The sequence below is a fragment of the Companilactobacillus kimchiensis genome (assembly GCF_001438805.1).
In the GTDB taxonomy this organism is placed as follows: domain Bacteria; phylum Bacillota; class Bacilli; order Lactobacillales; family Lactobacillaceae; genus Companilactobacillus; species Companilactobacillus kimchiensis.
The window spans coordinates 16049-37002 of the sequence record NZ_JQCF01000020.1 but is presented as its reverse complement, the minus strand read 5'-3'; the positions used below and the strand labels follow the sequence as shown (position 1 = coordinate 37002).

Annotated in this window: 19 protein-coding genes; 17 read left to right on the top strand and 2 right to left on the bottom strand. The window is 35.6% G+C overall.

The genetic code is table 11. The features are described from left to right. Nucleotides 1-11: 11 nt before the first annotated feature. The gene (gene tsaE / locus IV57_RS09390) at nucleotides 12-473 is read left to right on the top strand and encodes a tRNA (adenosine(37)-N6)-threonylcarbamoyltransferase complex ATPase subunit type 1 TsaE (protein WP_057881270.1); all 462 of its coding nucleotides are present in this window, start codon (nucleotides 12-14) and stop codon (nucleotides 471-473) included. After that, entirely contained in the window at nucleotides 470-934 is a 465-nt protein-coding gene (locus IV57_RS09385) for a GNAT family N-acetyltransferase (RefSeq protein WP_057881269.1), read from the top strand. Before tsaE ends, IV57_RS09385 begins: the two co-directional genes overlap by 4 nt. An 84-nt stretch (nucleotides 935-1018) precedes the next feature. On the opposite strand, the gene IV57_RS09380 is transcribed toward IV57_RS09385, so the two are convergent. Both IV57_RS09380 and IV57_RS09375 read right to left on the bottom strand, forming a co-directional pair. Then, nucleotides 1019-1555, bottom strand: coding sequence for a 3'-5' exonuclease (locus tag IV57_RS09380; protein WP_057881268.1), 537 nt, complete (start codon nucleotides 1553-1555; stop codon nucleotides 1019-1021). 3 nt (nucleotides 1556-1558) lie between these two features. After that, complete coding sequence (locus tag IV57_RS09375) at nucleotides 1559-2320, bottom strand: exodeoxyribonuclease III (RefSeq protein WP_057881267.1); 762 nt, start codon at nucleotides 2318-2320, stop codon at nucleotides 1559-1561. A 105-nt stretch (nucleotides 2321-2425) separates the two neighbouring features. Between IV57_RS09375 and murB the strand changes: the two genes are divergently transcribed. The 15 genes from murB to IV57_RS09300 all read left to right on the top strand — a co-directional run bounded on the left by murB (nucleotide 2426) and on the right by IV57_RS09300 (nucleotide 20953). Next, entirely contained in the window at nucleotides 2426-3334 is a 909-nt protein-coding gene (gene murB, locus IV57_RS09370) for a UDP-N-acetylmuramate dehydrogenase (protein ID WP_057881278.1), read from the top strand. Nucleotides 3335-3354: 20 nt separating this feature from the next. Then, nucleotides 3355-5484 (top strand): cation:proton antiporter, encoded by a 2130-nt coding sequence (locus IV57_RS09365; protein ID WP_057881266.1) that lies wholly within the window; start codon nucleotides 3355-3357, stop codon nucleotides 5482-5484. A gap of 75 nt (nucleotides 5485-5559) precedes the next feature. Continuing rightward, nucleotides 5560-6417, top strand: a complete 858-nt coding sequence (gene cdaA / locus IV57_RS09360) for a diadenylate cyclase CdaA (protein WP_057881265.1) — start codon at nucleotides 5560-5562, stop codon at nucleotides 6415-6417. Continuing rightward, nucleotides 6401-7504 carry a CdaR family protein gene (locus IV57_RS09355; RefSeq protein WP_057881264.1) on the top strand — a complete coding sequence of 368 codons (1104 nt, stop codon included), beginning with the start codon at nucleotides 6401-6403 and terminating at the stop codon, nucleotides 7502-7504. Before cdaA ends, IV57_RS09355 begins: the two co-directional genes overlap by 17 nt. Before the next feature lie 21 nt (nucleotides 7505-7525). After that, the gene (gene glmM / locus IV57_RS09350) at nucleotides 7526-8878 is read left to right on the top strand and encodes a phosphoglucosamine mutase (protein ID WP_057881263.1); all 1353 of its coding nucleotides are present in this window, start codon (nucleotides 7526-7528) and stop codon (nucleotides 8876-8878) included. Nucleotides 8879-9183: 305 nt separating this feature from the next. Then, nucleotides 9184-10995: a glutamine--fructose-6-phosphate transaminase (isomerizing) gene (glmS, locus tag IV57_RS09345; RefSeq protein ID WP_057881262.1), complete on the top strand. Its 1812-nt coding sequence runs from the start codon at nucleotides 9184-9186 to the stop codon at nucleotides 10993-10995. Between the two features lie 83 nt (nucleotides 10996-11078). Next, nucleotides 11079-12680: an APC family permease gene (locus IV57_RS09340; RefSeq protein WP_057881261.1), complete on the top strand. Its 1602-nt coding sequence runs from the start codon at nucleotides 11079-11081 to the stop codon at nucleotides 12678-12680. Further along, on the top strand, nucleotides 12673-13191 hold the full coding sequence (locus tag IV57_RS09335) for a VanZ family protein (protein WP_057881260.1): 519 nt from the start codon (nucleotides 12673-12675) through the stop codon (nucleotides 13189-13191). The genes IV57_RS09340 and IV57_RS09335 overlap by 8 nt, the downstream gene beginning before the upstream one ends. Nucleotides 13192-13422: 231 nt before the next feature. Continuing rightward, complete coding sequence (locus IV57_RS09330) at nucleotides 13423-17103, top strand: leucine-rich repeat protein (protein WP_057881259.1); 3681 nt, start codon at nucleotides 13423-13425, stop codon at nucleotides 17101-17103. A gap of 103 nt (nucleotides 17104-17206) precedes the next feature. Continuing rightward, complete coding sequence (locus IV57_RS09325; protein ID WP_057881258.1) at nucleotides 17207-17941, top strand: YebC/PmpR family DNA-binding transcriptional regulator; 735 nt, start codon at nucleotides 17207-17209, stop codon at nucleotides 17939-17941. A gap of 73 nt (nucleotides 17942-18014) precedes the next feature. Beyond that, nucleotides 18015-18983 carry a competence type IV pilus ATPase ComGA gene (comGA, locus tag IV57_RS09320; RefSeq protein ID WP_057881257.1) on the top strand — a complete coding sequence of 323 codons (969 nt, stop codon included), beginning with the start codon at nucleotides 18015-18017 and terminating at the stop codon, nucleotides 18981-18983. After that, entirely contained in the window at nucleotides 18949-19962 is a 1014-nt protein-coding gene (locus tag IV57_RS09315) for a type II secretion system F family protein (RefSeq protein WP_057881256.1), read from the top strand. The genes comGA and IV57_RS09315 overlap by 35 nt, the downstream gene beginning before the upstream one ends. Then, nucleotides 19962-20261, top strand: a complete 300-nt coding sequence (gene comGC / locus IV57_RS09310) for a competence type IV pilus major pilin ComGC (protein WP_057881255.1) — start codon at nucleotides 19962-19964, stop codon at nucleotides 20259-20261. Before IV57_RS09315 ends, comGC begins: the two co-directional genes overlap by 1 nt. Continuing rightward, on the top strand, nucleotides 20245-20694 hold the full coding sequence (locus tag IV57_RS09305; protein WP_083488947.1) for a prepilin-type N-terminal cleavage/methylation domain-containing protein: 450 nt from the start codon (nucleotides 20245-20247) through the stop codon (nucleotides 20692-20694). Before comGC ends, IV57_RS09305 begins: the two co-directional genes overlap by 17 nt. A 16-nt stretch (nucleotides 20695-20710) precedes the next feature. After that, the gene (locus tag IV57_RS09300) at nucleotides 20711-20953 is read left to right on the top strand and encodes a hypothetical protein (RefSeq protein ID WP_057881253.1); all 243 of its coding nucleotides are present in this window, start codon (nucleotides 20711-20713) and stop codon (nucleotides 20951-20953) included. Nucleotide 20954 lies beyond the last annotated feature (1 nt).

Here is a 20954-nt window from a genome sequence, read left to right as displayed (position 1 = left end):
AAGGAGAAATTATGCTCGAATATCAATTAACAACCCACTCGTATGAAGATACTGAAAAATTGGGAGAAAAAATTTCCGATTTATTAAAAGCTGGGGATGTAGTCGTTCTTAATGGTGATCTAGGTGTTGGTAAAACCACTTTAACGCGTGGTTTAGCTCGTGGTTTAGGAATCAAACGAAATGTTAAGAGCCCCACTTTTACTTTGATCCGTGAGTATAAGGATGGTCGGGTACCGCTTTATCATATGGATGCTTATCGATTGGAAAGCAGTCCAGACGAGGACTTAGGTTTTGATGAATATTTTGAGGGCGATGGAATTACCATTGTTGAATGGCCTCAATTTATTAAAGATGAAATTCCAGCGGAACATCTTTCGATTAATATTAAACGATTATCGGATACAAAACGCCAAGTGATTTTTAAATTGCACGGTGATAGTTTTAATGATCGCGGTTTTGGTGATTTAGTATGAGTGAACAATTAAAATTACGTGAAGCCGTTCCAGACGATGCTAAGTCATTATTGAACTTCTTGACTAAGGCTAGTCAACAAACTGAATTTATTGATCATGCTGATATGCAAGATGTTACAGATGATGATGAAAAGATTGCTTTGGATGCAATATATCATTCAGAATACGACGAGTTGATTGTAGCTATCTTTGATAATGAAATAATTGGCTATGCTCGTTTGGAAAACGTTGATGAAACCAAAGGTGAGTTCGGAGTAGTCGTTGATCAAGAGTTTTGGAATAATGGTATTGCATCTTATTTAATGGAAGATATGCTTGATTGGTCCAAAAATTCACCATTGACCAAAGTGTTTTTAGAAGTGTACAAAAATAATCCAGCAGCAATTCATATTTATCAAAAATATGGTTTTACAACTGAGTCTGAAAAAGAAAAGACTTTAATTATGGAAAAATTAGTTTAATGCTGTTTTAAATAAAAATCCCTGTATTAATTGGTATAAGTGACCAATTAATACAGGGATTTTGTTATATATGAATAATAAATTTTAACTAGTAATTTTAACCATTTTTTTAATTTGTTCAGTTCCAAATTGTTGTTCAGTTCTTAAAAGGATTTCCGCACAGGCAACACTATCTGCCAGAGCATTATGGTGATTTTTCAAATCGATATTCAATTCTTCAGAAACGGTATTTAATTTATGGTCAGGAAAATCAGGATAAAATTTGCGACTGGTCCTTAAAGTATCGATTGTTAAATATTTTGGCACGATAATTCCGTAGTTAGAAAGGGTATTTTTTAAAACACTATTATCAAAACTGGCATTATGAGCCGCCACTAAATGACTGTTGTCAAAGAGTGGCTCAATGTGAGGCCAGACTTTATCGAAAGTTGGTGCATCAACCACATCTTCTGGTCGAATATGGTGAATTTGAATATTTCTAAAATTGAACTCTTCTTGAGGATTGATCAAAGTGTAAAAACTGTCGACAATTTGACTGTCTCGAACCAAAACTAAAGCTAGGGAGCAAGCACTGTTACGACGACCATTGGCAGTTTCAAAATCCATGGAAACAAAATTCATTGATTATTCTCCTTTAATATCTAAATCTAATTCAATGGGACAATGATCAGAACCAAAGACGTCATTTAAGATATCAGCATTCTGAATTAATTTTTGACCATTGTTGGAAACAACAAAATAATCAATTCTCCAACCGGCATTATTCTGACGGGCATTGAAACGATAACTCCACCATGAATATTTAATTTCCTCGGGATGAAGTGATCGGAAACTATCAATAAAGCCACTATCTAATAATTCCGTAAATTTCTCACGTTCTTGATCGGAAAAGCCAGGATTTTTATGATTATTTTTAGGATTTTTTAAATCTATTTCTTCATGAGCAACGTTGAGGTCACCACAAAGAATAACAGGTTTATCAGTCGATAATTTTAACATATATGATCTTAAAGCATCGTCATAACGCATCCGATAATCAACACGCTTCAATTTAGGTTGGGAGTTAGGAGTGTAGCTATTAATCAAATAAAAGTCGGGGAACTCTAAAGTTAAAGTCCGACCTTCATCGTCAAATTCTTCAATACCAATTCCCTGTTTAACACTGATAGGCTCTTTCTTAGTGAAAACAGCAGTTCCAGAGTAACCTTTTTTCTTTGCATAGAAGAAGTATTGATGATAACCCGCTAAATCAAGGTCGATCTGTCCTTCTTGTAATTTGGTCTCTTGAATACTGAAAATATCGGCGTCCAAATTCTGAAATGTTTCTGCAAAATCCTTTTTAACTACGGCACGTAGTCCATTGACGTTCCAAGATATAAGTTTCATAAAATCACCTCATCATAATTATAGCATTTTTGTAATGTCAGTTAGTTCGTTATGTATCTAACTATGTGATAAAATTAAGGGTAAGTCTTAGTAGCACAAAGGATGATGAATATAGTGAAGTTTCCAGTTGAAAAATTACCTAATATTGAATTTAAATTAGATGAACCGCTGAGCAAGTATACCTTTACCAAAACGGGTGGTAATGCTGATGTTTTAGCGTTCCCTAAAACTCGTGAGGAATTGGTCGAGATTGTTGATACAGCGAGAGTCAATAAAATACATATTACCATCATTGGTAATGCTAGTAATTTAATTATTAAAGATGGTGGTATCCGTGGCATCGTTATTATTTTGCCTAACTTCCACAAAATTGAAGTTTCAGAAACCAAGGTCACCGCTGAAGCCGGAGCAACAATTATCAATACGACAATTGTCGCACAAAAAGCCGGATTAACTGGGATTGAGTTTGCCGCTGGAATTCCTGGTAGCGTTGGTGGAGCAGTCTTTATGAATGCTGGTGCCTATGGTGGAGAAGTTAAGGACGTTTTTGAATCCGCTGAAGTGTTGTTGCCTGATGGCCATATAACGACTTTGAGTCATGATGATATGAAATTTAGTTATCGTCATAGTACAGTTCAAGATGATGGCGGTATCGTTATAAGCGCTACGTTTGCTTTAAATCGTGGTAAAAAAGAAGTTATTCAGGAAGAAATGGATCGTCTTAATGAATTAAGACGTTCAAAACAGCCCTTGGAATATCCTTCTTGTGGAAGTGTCTTTAAACGTCCCAAAGGTCATTTTACAGGACCTTTGATTATTAGAGCTGGTCTCCAAGGTAAGATTCTTGGCGGAGCTCAAGTATCAATGAAGCATGCTGGTTTTATCGTCAATATCAAACATGCCACGGCGACTGATTATATGAATTTGATTCATTTGATCCAAAAGACTGTTAAAGAAAAATTTGATGTCGAACTTCAAACTGAAGTCCGCATTATTGGTGAAGATAAAAAATAAAAGAATGGTAGGTGTTGTCTGTGGAAATACTTGAATCAATTATTTTGATTCTTTCACTCTTAATTATTGCCAATATTGTTAGTCACTACTTTGTATCGATACCACCAAGTTTGTTGCAGATTGCTGCAGGAATCTTGGCGGCATTGTTTATGCATGTGAAAATTTACGTTGATACAGAGTGGTTTTTGTTAGCATTTATTGCTCCAATCCTGTTTAACGATGGGAATAATTTCCCTAAACGAGAATTATGGAAATTAAAGGGACCAATTTTAGGAAATGCAATTGTTTTGGTTGTTTTATCAACGGTAGTTGGTGGGGTCTTTGTTAAATGGTTGATACCACAGTTACCTTGGGCTACAGCTTTCACATTGGTAGCTGTTCTGTCGCCAACCGATCCAATTGCGGTGCAATCGATTGCCAAAAAAGCACATATTCCTGATAAATTGATGCATTTGATCAGTGGTGAAAGTTTGATCAATGATGCGTCTGGTTTGATTTGTTTCAAATATGGTGTTGCTGCAACAGTAACAGGGATGTTTTCACTAAAGGATGCTACGATTGATTTTTTCCATATTTCAATTGTTGGTGCCTTAGTGGGAGCAGTTATGATTTGGATTTTTAATGGTATTCGATTATATCTTATGAACCAGGGTGTGGATGATTCGATCTTGCACGCTATAATCCAAATCATTATTCCTTTTATTATTTATTATGTAGCTGAAGATATCTTTGATGTATCAGGAGTTGTAGCGGTGGTTATTGCCGGTATCTTGAATATTTCAACTAATAGAAATCTCAGTAGCTTTACACCGGAAATTCGCTTAGTTACTTCGCGAACCTGGGATCTAGTTGTTTATGTTTTAAACGGAATTGTTTTTGTTTTATTGGGAATTGAAATTCCCTTTGCAATGGAAGAATTGATTCATAACGATAATATTAATACCTTTTATGCAACCTTTTTAGCATTGCTTATCTGGATTATGTTGGTCGTAATTCGTTTCTTATGGAGTTATGTTTACTCAACATTTTCTAATAATAATGGTAACAAACTAGTTCTATGGTCCCGAACCAGACTGTATGATTGCTTGATGTCTGGTATTTCCGGGGTTCGTGGTGCTGTTACCATGGTTGGTGTTTTGTCCTTACCAATGACTATTAAAGGTGGTTCACCATTTCCATCTAGAACATTATTATTATTTCTGGCTAGTGCCGTAATTGTTTTTAGTTTGTTAGGAGCGACTTTCTTAATTCCTATCCTAACTAAAAATAGTGCGCCAGTAGCTTATCGTGGTAATACTTTTAGTCCTGATGAAGATGATTTGGATGACGATGATGAGGATGAGAAACCTGCAGTGGTTCAATTGACTCAGGTCGAGGCTAATCGTTTGATTCTGGATAAAACCATCAAAAAATTACGGAATGAAATGGATGACGGTGATACGGCAGTTTATTCTTCAGTGATCGCCGAATATCTTTATGATATTCGTAATTTGAGCATTCAAAATAAGGGTCCCAAGATGGCTAGTCATCAGATCAGTAAGCGACGCGTTAAAGGCAAGAAGGATGCTGAGCTCTGGGATATTTGTTTTAACTGTGAGTTAGAAGCAATTGAAGAATTGTATACGAATCATGAAATCTCCGATGAGTCATATGATATGTCGACTAAAAAGATTGCTAAGTATAAAAAAGAAATCGTTCATCGACGTTATAATCCTTCAACAGAGTTCTTCATAAGTTATTTCAGAAGAACTTATTTGCAAATTAAACGTTGGATCTATCGTTCAGTTAAATACGATGACATTAGGCAATTAAACCAGGATTCAATTAAAATTTCAAAGGCCGGAGCTAAAAAGGCCTTAGCCAAGTTACAAGAATTAAATCAATCAGAGCACGAAGAGTTTACTGATAATTTAATTTATATTTTCCAACGTCACTATGAGGATCGACTGGAATTATTACAGGGGAAATATCGCGGACGTTCGCCTGAATTCAGTAGTAATCGAATGGCTTTGGAAGTCAAGGCACTCAGTTATCAAAGAGCCTTTGTTCAGGATATGTTGGAACAGGGGAAAATTAGTAAGTCTACGGCTAATGAATTACGTCAAAATATCAATTATAGTGAAGAAGTTATTAACATAGATGCCGAATGATACACAAAATATGATGAACTTTTATAATTTTTATTGTTTGTTATAATTAGTTCGAACTGCTAAGGAGCTAGGAAAATGAATTTTATACCAAGCAATATTTTTACGTGGCAGAATCTGGCTAACTTGTTTGATATCTTGGTAGTCTGGTATTTTCTATACAAAGTTCTGTCAATGTTACGTGGAACTAAAGCGGTACAGCTTCTAAAAGGAATCGTAATAATTTTTGGTATAAAGATTATTAGTTGGGCTTTTAATTTACATACAGTTTCTTTTTTGATGGACCAATTGATCAATTGGGGAATTATTGTTATTGTGATAATTTTTCAACCAGAAATTCGTCGAGGCCTAGAACACTTAGGGCGAATGCCGTTATTTAGTTCAACCAGTAATGAAGAAGGTAAAACTAAAAATCATTTGATTGAAAGTTTGGATCAAGCTATTCAGTACATGAGTAAGCGTCGAATCGGGGCATTGATAACCTTAGAGATGAATACTGGTTTGGAAGAGTATGTCGAGACCGGGATTGATTTGGATGCTGAAGTTACAGGTGCCTTGTTGATCAATATCTTCATTCCCAATACACCATTACATGATGGGGCAGTGATTGTGCGCAATAATCGAATTTCAGTTGCTGCGGCGTATTTACCTTTATCAGAGAGTAATACGATTCCTAAAGAATTAGGAACCCGTCACCGTGCGGCGGTTGGTATCAGTGAGGTTACTGATGCGATAACCATTGTTGTTTCTGAAGAAACCGGTGGAGTGATGATTACCAGAAATGGTCATATGATGTTGGATCTTTCACGTGAGGATTACTTGAAGTATCTTCATGCTCAATTAAAGGATCAGAATGCCAATGCTAATCATTCACTTTTGGATTTTGTCAAAATAGGTCGTCACAAGAAGGAGGACCAAGATGAAAAAAATAATTAATAGTAATTATTTTTATGCATTCATTGCCCTCTGTTGTGCCTTATGGTTGTTTTTCTTTGTAAGTACACCTGGCGTGGGATCGACTCGAGATTCAAATCAATCGAATACTTCGACTGTGACCAAAAAAACTACTTTAACAGTACCTTTACAGTTACAGGCGGATGTCGATAAATATTATATAACTGGTTATCCACAGAATGTTAAGGTGACTATAGAGGGTCCAGCTGCATTAGTTACAGCGACTAAAAATACGCAGAATTTTAATTTATATTTGAATTTGAAGGATCTATCGATTGGTCAACATCAAGTACAAATTAAAGAGTCTGGATTAAATAGTGAGTTAACTTATACAATTAAGCCCAAATATGTCACTGTAAACATTCAAAGACGAGAGACTAAGCGTTTTGCAGTCGATATAGATTACAATAAAGCGTCATTGGCAACTGGTTATGAGGCTGGTAAAACTGAGGTATCACCTGATACTGTTTCAGTTACTGGTGCTGCTTCGGAAATTGAAAAAATCAGTAAAGTTACAGTTAGACCCATTTTGCCTAAGGGGATAAAATCAACGTTTGATCAAGAAGTTTTAGTGCAAGCGCTCGATAAAAATGGTAAAACTGTAAATGTTACATTAGATCCACAAACGGTACATGTAAAAATTCCAATAACTATTCAAAGCAAACAAGTAAGTATCAACCTGAAACAAAAGGGAGATTCTAATAATACGAATTTCACATTTGAATCTGATGTGAAAAGCATCAGAATTTTTGGAACACAGGCTCAAATGGATGCAATCAACGATTCGGTTGATGTACCAGTTGACGTGACTGATGTGACTGGAAATACCAAGAAGTCAATTGATTTAGGTGCTGCTTTGGGTAGTAGAGTGGCTTTTACTGATCCGGATACCATTAATGTATCAATTAATACTGGTACTAATACTGGTGGGTCTAATACAACTAATAGTAATAGCACCAATAGTACGAACACGAACAATACTAATGATACCAATGGTAATGCTGGTGCTAATAATAATACGGGTTCATCGAATACTAATTCAACAAATGATAATAATAGCGGACAATAATACGCTGGGGGTAAGATTTTTATGACAAAATATTTTGGAACTGATGGAGTAAGAGGTATTGCGAATAAGGAATTAAGTCCAGAACTAGCATTTAAGCTAGGTCGTTTTGGTGGCTATGTTCTAACGCAACATTCAGAAAACAGTGAGAAGCGTCCTCGAGTTTTAGTTGCTAGAGATACACGTATTTCTGGACAAATGTTGCAATCAAGTTTGATTTCAGGATTACTTTCTGTAGGTATCGAGGTTTTAAATCTCGATGTAATTACTACTCCAGCCGTAGCTTACTTGATACGTGCCGTTTCAGCTGATGCTGGAATTATGATTTCTGCATCACATAATCCTGCTGAAGATAACGGGATCAAGTTCTTTGGTTCAGATGGTTACAAATTGCCAGATGATGTTGAAGAAGAAATTGAAGAATTATTAGATGCTAAGGAAGATACTTTGCCAAGACCATCAGCTGAAGGTTTAGGTAGCGTTTCTGACTATCCTGAAGGTGCTCAAAAGTATCTTCAATTCTTGAAACAAACACTTTCAGATGATTTGAGCGGGACGAAGATCGTCTTGGATACTGCTAATGGTTCAACAAGTCGTTTGGCAAGTACCTTGTTTGCTGATTTGAATGTTGACTTTGAAATCATGGCTTCTCATCCAGATGGGATTAATATCAATAAAAATGTTGGTTCAACTCACCCAGAAGAATTGGCTAAACGTGTTAAAGAATCAGATGCAGTTGCTGGATTGGCCTTTGATGGTGACGGAGATCGTTGTATTGCGGTTGATGCCGAAGGTAATATTGTTGATGGTGATAAGATCATGTTCATTCTTGGTAAATATTTACACGATGGTGGTCGTTTAAAGAAAGATACAATCGTAACTACAGTTATGAGTAATCTTGGTTTATACAAAGCTATTGAGGCTAATGGGATGAAGTCTGTTCAAACTGCTGTTGGTGATAGACACGTTGTTGAAGAAATTCGTAAGAATAACTACAACATTGGTGGCGAACAATCAGGACACGTTGTTTTGTATGAGTACATGAATACTGGTGACGGTATGCTAACAGGTATCCATTTGTTACATGTTATGAAAGAAACTGGCAAGAGTTTGGCTGAATTAGGTGCTCCTGTCAAAGTTTATCCACAAAAATTAGTTAATGTACCCGTTGCTGATAAAGAATCATGGGAACAACACCAACCAATCCTTGACGCTATTAAGGCAGTTGAAGATGAAATGGACGGCGATGGCCGTGTGTTAGTACGTCCTAGTGGTACCCAAGCTTTGTTACGTGTTATGTGTGAAGCTGCTACCGAGGAAAAAGTTAATGAATATTGTGATCAAATCGTTGACGTTGTAAAGAACGAATTAAACTAGAGAGAACGTAACAAGGGTTTCCTTGTGCAATTCGCTTAAGTGCAAAAATTGGATAAAAAAAAGAGAGATTGAGGGAATTTTAACTCAATCTCTCTTTTTTTATCAAAAATTTCTTATAACATGTATACCATATCGTTTATATCGGTACATACCACCTATACCATTTATAAAAATATTAAACATTTCTTGACAAAAAACCACTTAATTAGTATTCTAGTCATTGTCGCAAGGCGATATATTTTATTGAAATGAACTATACCATTATTAATATAAAAAATAGACCAATTTAGAAAGAGTGAATTGTTATGTGTGGAATTGTTGGAGTAATTGGAAATAATAAAACTACTGATATTTTATTGAACGGATTGGAAAAACTCGAATACCGTGGTTATGATTCAGCCGGTATTTATGTTAATAATCAAAATGGTAAGGACTTCTTGGTTAAAGAAGTTGGTAAAATTAGTAAGTTGGAAAATGCAGTGACAGATGATGTGCAAGGTGTTGTGGGAATTGGTCATACTAGATGGGCCACTCATGGTAAACCAACTATTGAAAATGCTCACCCTCATTTCTCTGAAGATAATCGTTTTTACTTGGTACACAACGGTGTTTTGACAAACTTCGAAGAATTAAAAACAAAATATCTCTCTGATGTTGATTTTAAGAGCCAAACTGATACCGAAGTTGCAGTTCAACTAGTTGATCATTTTGCAAAGGAAGGTATGGACGGTGAAACAGCCTTTAGAAAAGCTCTTAGTTTAATTCAAGGTTCATACGCTTTTGCCATGGTTGATAAAGAACAACCAGATCGTATCTTTGTGGCTAAAAATAAAAGTCCATTGTTGATTGGATTAGGTGATGATTTTAACGTTATCTGTTCTGATGCGATGGCTATGTTAGATCAAACACATGAATTTGTTGAAATTCATGATGGTGAAGTGGTAATTTTACAAAAGGGTTCAGTCAAAATTAGTAAAATTGATGGTACACCTGTTGAAAGAGATTCATACACAGTTAATCTTGATGCTAGCGATATCTCAAAGGGTACTTATGACCACTACATGTTAAAAGAAATTGATGAACAACCCAATGTTATGAGAAAGATTTCTCAAAATTATATTAAAAATGATGGTAGTTTGAATGTTGAAACAGCCCTATTAGATGAAATGAAAAAGGCGGATCGTCTATATATTGTTGCTGCCGGGACTAGTTATCATGCTGGTTTGGTTGGTAAGAATATTTTTGAAAGAATTGCTGATATTCCTGTTGATGTTGAACTTGGTAGTGAATTTGGTTATCACATGCCTAAATTATCCAAGCATCCATTCTTTATCTTCTTATCACAAAGTGGTGAAACAGCCGATAGTCGTCAAGTCTTGGTCAAGGTAAATGAAATGAATTTACCAAGTTTAACGATGACCAATGTTCCAAATTCAACTCTTTCTCGAGAAGCCACATTTACAATGGAATTGTTGGCTGGTCCAGAAATTGCTGTTGCTTCAACTAAGGCTTATACTGCTCAAATCGCAGTCGAATCTGTTTTAGCCAAAGCTTTAGGTGAGGTTAAGGATTTAAAAGTCGCTCATGAATTTAATTTGAAAGAACAATTGGCTTTAGCAGCTAATGGAATTCAAACAATCGTTGACGAAAAAGACAAGATCAAGGCTTTAACTGCTGATTATTTAACTGATCAATCGGATGCCTTCTACATTGGACGTGGAATTGATTATGCACTATCACTTGAAGCAGCCTTAAAGTTAAAGGAAATTTCTTATATTCATGCTGAAGGATTTGCTGCTGGAGAGTTGAAACATGGAACGATTGCTTTGATCGAGAAGGATACACCGGTTATTGCTTACATCAATGATGGAGCCGGAGCTAGTCATACTCGTGGAAATATTCAAGAAGTTGAAGCTCGTGGAGCTCATGTGTTAGTGATAGCTAGTCAAAAATATGCTGAACCAGGGGATCAAATTATTATTCCTGAAATCGATGAATTGATCTCACCAATCATCAGTGTGGTACCAGCACAACTCATTGCCTACTATGCAAGTTTGGCTCGTGGAAACGATGTGGACAAACCTCGTAATCTTGCCAAAAGTGTTACAGTAGAGTAACCTAAATTACAGTAATATTTAAAAAAATAGGCCGCTATTATGGGGGCTATTTTTTATTACAAAAATATTAGATTGGTGGTTTTATGAGGGATAAAAAATTAAATTTGTTCTCAACTGTTATGTTTGGACTAAGTGCTATTATTGGGTCCGGATGGATGTTTGGTTCTAGTCAAGCGGCCAAGATAGCGGGTCCGGCAGCAATTGTTGCTTGGATTCTGGGAGCAATTTTAGTAGCAATGATAGCAATGGTTTATGTTGAAATTGGAACAATGTTTCCAGAGGATGGGGCGATGAGTCGTTTTACGATGTATACACACGGATCGCTTCTGGGACATGTTTTTTCTTGGGCAAATTGGTTGTCACTATTGGCAATATTACCAATTGAAGCCGTTGCTTCAACGCAATATATGAGTACGTGGCCGTGGAAGTGGTCTCAATGGACTCATGGTTTTATGCAAAATGGTCAGTTGTCAGGGAGTGGAATTTTGATGGCAACAATCATGATATTAGTTTTTACTTTGATAAATTATTGGTCAGTTACGATCATGGCTAAATTTAATAATTTTATTTCGGTTTTTAAAATAGCTGTACCGATTATTACCATGATTATTTTAGTTACGGCTCATTTTGATTTCAATAATATGGGAACTAATGTACAACAATTCATGCCTAACGGATCTTCTTCGATCTTTGTTGCCATTGGTAGTGCCGGTATTATTTACTCTTACGTGGCCTTTCAGACGGTAATAAACTTGGGCAATGATATTGAAAAACCAGCAATAAATATTCGTCGAGGGATCATTTATTCATTGTTGATCAGTGCCTTGATTTATATTGCCTTACAAATTGTCTTTATTGGTGCTTTACCTAAGTCAATTGTTAGTGGCGGTTGGTCACAAATTAGTTTTAATTCACCATTCGCCGATTTGGCGATTTTGTTGAATATTTATTGGTTATCAACTTTGATTTATTTCACGGCATTTATTTCACCAATTGGTAGTGGAATTGCCTTTTCAGCATCAGCTAGTAAATCATTGTCGTCTATGCCTAAGAATAAGCATTTACCTAAATTCTTGAGTAATACTAATAATTCTTATAACACTCCGCGAATCGCCTTGATGGTTGATTTTGTTGTTAGTTTTATATTGATTTTAATGTTTAAAAATTGGGCTTTATTGTCACGAGTTGTGGCTGCGTCAACTTTGATTTCATTGTTATCAGGTCCAGTAGTAGCTGGGAGTTTACGAAAAATGGGTCCAAATTTTAAACGGCCTACTAAGATACGTGGAATGAAATTTTTGGCACCAGTGGTTTTTGATTTGATCAGTTTAGCGATTTATTGGTCAATGTTTCCAACCACAGTTGAAGTTATCATTATCATTATTGTTGGTTTACCAATCTATTTTGTTTATGATTATCGACGTGGTTTCAAAGAATTTAAGCAGAAGTTATATGCTAGTTTGTGGTTGATCGTGCATCTTTTTGGACTAGCGATGATTTCATGGATCGGTAGTACTGATTTTGGAGGGATGAATCTGATCAAGTATCCAATGGATTTCTTGGTTATTATTATTTTTTCAACGATGATGTATTATTGGGCTATTAACTCAGCTTATTATTCAGGATATTTTGACGATGCTAAAAAATTAAATGCGACTGTAAAAATGGATGAAGAAAATGATTAGTTTAAAGAAAAACGAAAAATGGTTTTGGAGTGGCGTAGTTTTTATTGAAATGATTTTGTTTTACAGTTCGTCTATGACATATAAACAACAAACTTCGGTGCCATTCTTAGAAAGATATTTGAGAAATAAACCATTGGCTGGCAGTTTAAAGCATTTTGGTTTTAATTATGGTGGGAAATATCAATCAATTGAAAATGATGGGTATTTCCATTTTGTCGAGTTTTTTGTACGAAAGGGAGCCCATTTTGGGACTTATTTGGCGCTAGGAGTTTTGTTATGTTTGGCCTTGTATACTTATTTTCAAAAGAATAATTTTTTGAAAATACTAGTGCCATGGCTGATGGCAACTGGATTAGCAGCTTTTGATGAGTTTCATCAGGGTTTGACTGGGGGAAGAACTCCTTCTGTCGTGGATGTGATACTTGATAGTGCGGGCGCATTTACCGGAACATTGTTAGTAGTGGTGATCGTATATTTTATTTTAAGACATAAAAATATGAAAAAAACATGAATTTTGTCTTGAAAATCAATTCAATATTTCATAATTTTCATTATAAAAGTCGACCAAAATGGTCGGCTTTTTTGCTGTATATTTACTATTATATTTTTATTTTTCTAAATCTGTTTATAAATTCATCTAAAGCAAAAATATAGAAACTTATAAGAAAAGTTGTATCATATGCATTGAGATGTTTAGACAGATTTATTACTGATTTCATCCCAGCAAGGACGGTTTATTAATATGGCAGATAAGAAAATTATGCTTAATAAAAAGGAATTATTAATTGCCGCTAGTGCGGCAATGACACTCGGTTTAGGAACTTCACTAGGCCACCAAGCCATTGTCCATGCAGATACAACTGATAATCCAAGTTCATCTGTAGCATCTTCAACCAATACGACAAATACAAATAGTACAACGAATTCAAATAATAATACTAAAACAAATAGTTCAAATGAATCAACAGATTCAACTGCAACAAGTTCAACTAAAACTGCCACAACAACAGTTTCAACTGTAGCGACAGCACCCACTGCCACAACTGATCCAATAAAAGATACATCATTAACAAGTAACCCTGTTTCTGAAAATACGACAAATGTTTCAGAGGCTCCAACTGCGTCGACAGAATCAAAAGATATTACGATTCCAAGCACTGGTGTTTCTGACGTTGCCTCTGATACCACAAGTCCTACGGTATCAGCAACACAAAGTGCTGCTACTTCAACACTAGTCCCGGCTACTAAAACAGCGACCGTGACGACACCAGATTCATCCACGACTACTGCCAATACGGCTGTAAAAGATCCAATAACGAAAACAGCAACAATGCCAGTTGCAACTCCTAAGGTTGCCGTAGTCGGAACTGATGCAACTGATGTTCCTAATGGTTTGGCAACAGCTCCTTCAAAGCTGACTTCCATTGATACGACAAACTATACAGTCAGTTCTGTTGGCAAACACACAGATGCTAATGATTTTACCTGGAGTGTTGATGACAATAATAATGTGGCTTCTTTAACAGGAACAACAAATAAGCTGGCTACTGATACTGGGGGGCTAGTTGATATTCCTTCGACCATTACGGTTACAAGTAAAGGATCGACTACAACAAGTAAAGATTATACTGTTACTAGTATTGGCAACAGTGCTTTTGTAGGTAACAAAATCATTACTAGTGTAAAAGTTAATAGTGGCGTGACTAATATTAATGATGGGGCATTTGCATATTCCAGTTTGCAAAATATTGATTTATCAAATGATAATACTTTAACAGCAATTGGTAATTTGGCTTTTGCTAGTGATCAAATCAAAACAGTTGATATTCCTGATTCAGTTACAACAATTGGCAATCAAGCTTTTATCTATAATAGTGCCTTGGAATCAGTTACATTGCCTGCTGATTTACAAAGTATTGGTAGTCAAGCTTTTGCAGCGGATGTCAATTTAACTAACGTTGATTTTTCTAAGGCTACTGGATTAAAAACAATTGACGATGATGCTTTTAGTAGTGATTCAAAGATTACAGCAATCGATTTAAGCAATAATAATCAATTGACCAGTTTGGGTAAGCAAGCTTTTATTTACAATAGTTCGGCCACGGATATTAAATTACCTGACAGTTTAACGACGATTGGCGACCAAGCCTTCCTAGCCAACACAGGTTTAAAATCCATCAACTTTGGTTCAGGTTTAACATCAATTGGCAAACAAGCCTTTACTTATGATGGTAAATTAACATCAATTGATCTTTCCAAGGCAACAAAATTAACATTAATCGACGATGGTGCTTTTGAATACACTGGATTACAAGGAGCTTTGACGATACCAAATGGTGTAACGACAATTGGTAATCAAAGTTTTGCTGGGAATTCAATCAGCAGTTTGAAATTGGATGACAATGTTCAAACAATTGGTGAATCAGCCTTTGCTTATAACAAGCTGGAGGGTACGCTAACTGTTCCAACAAGCGTGACGAATATTGGTAGTGAAGCTTTTATGGGTAATCAGTTGACTGGTATAGCAACCGAGGCATCTAATATTAGCGCCGGAAAAGATGCTTTTAGTTATAATCGGATCACTAACATCAGTGTACCGAATATCAATGTTTTGGCCGCTGTTTATAGTCCTAATATGGCAACTAATCAATTTGCCAATATTTTTACAGATACAGAGCATACCAATATCTCGGATTACTTTAATATTAATATCGGTGGAATAACTGAAAAGTCGTTATCCATCTCTAACTTGAGTAATGGAGTTACTTATAGCAATAATCAATTTAATATTCCGGCAGGAGTGACGAATTTTAATTTTAACTGGAGTCTGAATTCTGGTGCGAATGCTGATCAAGGATACAGTGGTGTTTATGATGTCATCTTAGATGATCCAGATATCAAGGTATTTAATACTAATATTCCGACTGGTAGTACTTGGAATCCAACGGATAACTTTGTGAGTGCTGTTAATTCGACTGGTACCAGTGTTCCTTTGAATAACATCGTTATCTCGATTGTTGCCCCTAATGGACAAACAACAAATAGTGTTAATACTCAAGCTGCTGGGAATTATCGGGTTACTTATAGTTATGGTAACGAAAAGAGCACTGTGACGGTTGCAGTTTATAAACGCGATGGCACAATTGATATTGCTGGTAATGAAGTCGTAAATTATACCGGTAAGGATCAGTCCATTAACAATAGTAATTACACAGTCAACTTGTCAGACGGAATTTCTTATGCTTTGCAAGCAGGTGATTTGGCTTTGGCTAAAACTGCTAATAATGCTGGAACTTATGATGTGGTTTTAACTGATCAGGGGATGAAAAATATTCTGGGTTTAAATCAGAGCAATTTGTACAGTTGGACAACCGGAAATAATACCGCTAGTTTTGTTGTTAACCAGGCCAAAGTCATTATTAAGGTTAATGATTTAACAAAAGTAGCAGGGACAAATGATCCTCAATTGACAGCAACGGTTTCAATGCCAACCGATATCGATAATGGAGCTACACCAATTTATACTTTGAGTAGAATCCCAGGTGAAACGGTTGGCAGCTATCCAATTACCGTCAAGGTGAGTGCGACTGACAATCCAAATTATAATATTCAAGTAGAAGATGGCAGTTTACAAATAACACCAAATGAGAAATCCCTTAGTGGCAGTAACTATACAATGCATATTGGTGATGTCACACCAACAGTTAATGACTTTGCGGCTAAAGCAACGGATGATAATGGTAAATCTGAAACAGTTAATGTTGATTTAGACCAAGCCAACTTGAACGTCGCTGGGACTTATGATGTTAAATTAAGTACGATGGATGGTCAGACTAAAACAGTAGATTTGACTGTTTTGAATAAAGCTACAGCAGTAGTACCAGTAGATCCTAAAGACCCAGTAGATCCTAAAGACCCAGTAGATCCTAAAGACCCAGTAGATCCTAAAGACCCAGTAGATCCTAAAGATCCAGTAGATCCTAAAGATCCAACAGACCCAACAACACCTACTGATCCAAATGGATTAACAACTATTGAAAATTCAACGGACCCAATGATAGATCCTAATATTAAAGATCCAACGGAGTCTAATATTCCAATAAAATCAGCTGATCCTAAGAGTCTTAAAGATGTAATTGCTTCAAATAGATCAACTACAGAAGATGCTAAAAATGGAGCGGTTGTTATGTCTGGGACTGTTTATTATGTACCCAATGATGACAAATCTGCAGGTGTCTTGGTTGCTCCCAAAAAGACGGCGAATATAAACGGTTATACTCCTAGTTATCAAGCATCAGGAGTTGCTATGTTCCCTCAAACTGGGAATGATAAAGGTACCTTTATGAAAGTTTTGGGTGTAATAATCGGTATTATGACGCTCGGTGTAATCGATATCAGAAAAAATCGTCATCAAAGACAATAAATAATGCCTTTCTAAGTTTATTTCCTTGTAAATATTGTAATAGCAGTCTTATTTTGATAAAATTGTAGGCGGTTTACAATATTCGTGAAAGAAGGAAACAGAAATGTCAGGACATTCAAAATGGCATAATATCCAAGGTAGAAAAGGTGCCCAAGATGCCAAGCGTGGTAAAATCTTCCAAAAGCTGTCTCGTGAGTTATTCATGGCAGCTAAATCAGGCGGCTCCGACCCTAACGATAATGCTGCCCTTCGTTTAATAGTAGATAAAGCTCGTGCAGCCAACATGCCTAAGGACAATATCAAACGTGCCCTTAAAAAGGCTGATGGTGGTAGTGAAGAACATTATGATGAAGTTACATACGAAGGTTATGCTCCAGGTGGAGTTGCCGTATTAGTTGAAACTTTAACAGATAACAAGAACAGAACTGCTTCTGCCGTACGTGTTGCATTTACTCGTAACGGAGGTAGCATGGGTTCTAGTGGTTCAGTTGCTTACATGTTTGATCGAAAAGGTTATTTAGTTCTAGACCGTACAAAGAATTCACAAGACGAAGATACTGTTTTGATGGATATTATGGATCTAGGTGCTGATGATCTACAAACATCAGATGATGCTTATGAAATTTATACAGATGTAAAAGATTTTGCAGCCGTTCGTGATGGTTTGATCGAAAAGGGTTACGAAATTGCTGATGCTGAATTAACAATGATTCCTCAAAATACAACACCAGTTCCTGAAGATAAACAAGAACAATTCGAACATATGATTGATCAACTTGAAGATGATGAAGATGTTTCAGAAGTCTTTACTGCTGCTGCAGATAATGACGAAGAATAAGTTTTAAAAAGATCGTAAACGATTAAGTTTGCGGTCTTTTTTTGCGTAATTTTTTTCGAAAGGGGGTTGTAATATGACTGCAGAAACGATGGTCAACAATCTTTTAACGGAAGCGTGTATCAATAAAATATCTGATATTTATTTTCTTCCCAGAGATAATTTTTATCATCTGGAGGCACGTAATTCATTTCAAAGTTATACTGTGGCCGATTTAACGGCTGATGAAACTTATGCGATTATGAACTATTTAAAATTTAACAGTGGTTTAGATGTTTCAGAGCGGCGTCGTTCTCAAAAAGGTGCCTTTAATTTTATTTATCAAAACCGAGATATTTTTATCAGGATATCATCTGTGGGAGATTTTAAAAATCGGGAATCGATGGTGGTACGTCTGATTTATCCGCAAGAATTTAATTCGTCTGTCAATAAAGAAATTGTTGAGCGGCTTTTACCAATTGCTCAACGCAAAGGGATGATGCTATTTTCAGGTCCGATGGGTTCAGGGAAAACCTCTTTAATGTATGCTTTAGGACGGCAATTGAGTGTGAACAAAAAAGTTATGTGTATTGAAGATCCTATTGAGATAGTGGAAGATAATTTTTTGCAATTACAAGTTAATGCCGAAGCGGGAATGACCTATGAAGAATTAATCAAAACCAGTTTAAGGCATCGCCCGGAGGTTTTGATTATTGGAGAGATTCGGGATAGTCAAACCGCTAAACAGGCGATTCAAGCGGCTATTTGTGGCTACACGGTGATGACGACGATTCATGGGAAATCCAAATATTCCGTAATTCAGAGATTAAGACAGTTTGGCATTATGGACGAAGAAATCCTCAATGCTGTCAACTTCATTTCCTATCAAAGGTTAGTTCCAACTAATCTGGAACTGGAGTTATTTATCGACACGATCGATAGTTTTGCAATCAAAGAATTCATTCAGAATAAGATAACTGATGGGAATTGGTTACAATTATTAGAAAAATCATATCGACAGGGGCAAATCAATGAAGCAGTCTATCAAGAGTTTGTTTACGGCTAAAAAGGTCAGTTCCGCACGACAATCAGAATACTTATTGATTATTAGCAAGTTATTAAAAAATGGATTTTCACTAAGTCAGTCGATAAATTGTTTGCGTTTACTGAAAGATAATGATGAATTGTTTGAAAAAATACATCGTGATCTGCAAAGCGGGAAAATGATTTCACAAGCATTGATCCATCTACAATTGCCAACAGTTGTTTTTAATCAATTAGTTATTGCCCAGAATCATGGCAAAATCGAGGTGGCTCTAGAGCAAACTGGGTTGTTATTGCAGAGTCAGGCAAAACAGAAGAATAAATTAAAAGAAATATTGATGTATCCCAGTTTTATTTTAGGATTCCTGATGACCATGTTAATAGGAATGAAAATTTATATTATTCCGCAATTAGAGGTTGCCAGTGGTGGAAATAATATTGATTTGTTGTTGAAAGCTCTTTTATTATTATTTGTAATTTCAATAACTTTATTAATGATTTTTATTTTTCGTATCCGTCAGAAATCGGAATATCAACAGGCAACAGTCCTTGTGAAATTACCGGCAATAGGAAAAATATATTTGAATTTTTATCAATTTTTGATGTTGCAAGGACTAGGGATGCAACTATCCAGTGGAATGAATTTATTTGATATTTGTGAATCCAATAAACATTTTCAAAAAGGATCGATTCAAAATTATTTAGCTAATAAATTTATCGTTGGTTTAACTAGCGGCAAAAATTTACTGACGATGATTGAAGAAGAAATATTTTTACCCAAGCAATTAAAAGTTATTTTACAGGCAGGGGAAAGTGGTTCACAGCTGGCACAGGATCTTTTATTAATGTCGGAATTGAAATTTGAAGAGACCCAACGGGAATTGAAAAAACTTTTGAATTTAGTTCAACCGATTTTATTTGGAGTTATTGCAATTGTAATTGTGGTGACTTACTTGATAGTTTTATTACCAATTTATGGAATGATGAGAGGAATGTCCTGATGAAAAAAATCCACAGAGCTTTTACTTTAATTGAAATGGTAATTGTTTTATTTATTATTTCGTTGTTGCTATTAATTATGATTCCTAATCTAGCCGCCCAAAAAGAGAAGGCTGATAAACGGTCCGATGAAGCTTTTAATATCACTATTCAAACTCAAAAAGAACTATATGCCGAAGATCATGATGGGAAGTCTCCAACATTAGCAGAATTAAAAGATGGTAGTTATATTTCAAACAAACAATTGACGAAAGCACAAAAAATTGAAGAACTAAAAAATAAAGATGATGCAAAGAAGTAGGTCTGGTTTCACGTTGTTAGAAACAGTTATTAGTTTGGCGATTTTTTGTACGTTGGCAGCCGTTTCTATATATAATCTCAAAGATTATCAGGCTAAAGTTGAAGAACGGCAGGCAATCTCATGGTTTAAGAATACTTTTACCGAAACTTTAAACTATGGTTATCTGAATAAAAGAGCAGCAAAGTTTCAGTGGTTTACAGATAGTAATACTATTAAGTTTATTTCCAATGGATCTTTGGCAGGTCAACAAAAATATTATAAAAAGAAAAAATTACCAGCAACATTGAGAATCAACAGTAATGCGGCCATAGATTATGGAATTGCCGATTCAGGTGTAGCACCACCAATGTCTATTCAATTTCATTCAACATTGACTAACAAAGACTATTCTTACAAAGTTCAGTTTGGTTGGGGTGAAATAATTGAACAGTAAACATGGAGGATTTGTTTTGATTGAATCTTTAACCGCTTTGATGATCTCGACTTTAATAATCCTTACTTTGTCAATTTGTGTGAGTGAACAATTTAAATTACTGAACGAGTGGGAACAACGAGTTAATGCTCATAAAATAATATTGTTGCATTTGAAATCTACTGAGCTACCCAATCCAATCATTGTAAAAGGGCAGAAATATTACTTTTATCAAAAAGAAAATAAATATCAAGTTAGGGTTAACCAAAATGTTTATTAGC

Excerpts from the sequence above, each read along its gene's own strand:
- IV57_RS09385 (WP_057881269.1), top strand. The coding sequence starts at position 470 with ATGAGTGAACAATTAAAATTACGTGAAGCCGTTCCAGACGATGCTAAG.
- IV57_RS09325 (WP_057881258.1), top strand. The coding sequence starts at position 17,207 with ATGTCAGGACATTCAAAATGGCATAATATCCAAGGTAGAAAAGGTGCC.
- glmS (WP_057881262.1), top strand. The coding sequence starts at position 9,184 with ATGTGTGGAATTGTTGGAGTAATTGGAAATAATAAAACTACTGATATT.
- IV57_RS09335 (WP_057881260.1), top strand. The coding sequence starts at position 12,673 with ATGATTAGTTTAAAGAAAAACGAAAAATGGTTTTGGAGTGGCGTAGTT.
- IV57_RS09340 (WP_057881261.1), top strand. The coding sequence starts at position 11,079 with ATGAGGGATAAAAAATTAAATTTGTTCTCAACTGTTATGTTTGGACTA.
- tsaE (WP_057881270.1), top strand. The coding sequence starts at position 12 with ATGCTCGAATATCAATTAACAACCCACTCGTATGAAGATACTGAAAAA.
- glmM (WP_057881263.1), top strand. The coding sequence starts at position 7,526 with ATGACAAAATATTTTGGAACTGATGGAGTAAGAGGTATTGCGAATAAG.
- IV57_RS09380 (WP_057881268.1), bottom strand. The coding sequence starts at position 1,555 with ATGAATTTTGTTTCCATGGATTTTGAAACTGCCAATGGTCGTCGTAAC.
- IV57_RS09330 (WP_057881259.1), top strand. The coding sequence starts at position 13,423 with ATGGCAGATAAGAAAATTATGCTTAATAAAAAGGAATTATTAATTGCC.
- cdaA (WP_057881265.1), top strand. The coding sequence starts at position 5,560 with ATGAATTTTATACCAAGCAATATTTTTACGTGGCAGAATCTGGCTAAC.
- comGC (WP_057881255.1), top strand. The coding sequence starts at position 19,962 with ATGAAAAAAATCCACAGAGCTTTTACTTTAATTGAAATGGTAATTGTT.
- comGA (WP_057881257.1), top strand. The coding sequence starts at position 18,015 with ATGACTGCAGAAACGATGGTCAACAATCTTTTAACGGAAGCGTGTATC.
- IV57_RS09355 (WP_057881264.1), top strand. The coding sequence starts at position 6,401 with ATGAAAAAAATAATTAATAGTAATTATTTTTATGCATTCATTGCCCTC.
- IV57_RS09305 (WP_083488947.1), top strand. The coding sequence starts at position 20,245 with ATGATGCAAAGAAGTAGGTCTGGTTTCACGTTGTTAGAAACAGTTATT.
- murB (WP_057881278.1), top strand. The coding sequence starts at position 2,426 with ATGAATATAGTGAAGTTTCCAGTTGAAAAATTACCTAATATTGAATTT.
- IV57_RS09315 (WP_057881256.1), top strand. The coding sequence starts at position 18,949 with ATGAAGCAGTCTATCAAGAGTTTGTTTACGGCTAAAAAGGTCAGTTCC.
- IV57_RS09375 (WP_057881267.1), bottom strand. The coding sequence starts at position 2,320 with ATGAAACTTATATCTTGGAACGTCAATGGACTACGTGCCGTAGTTAAA.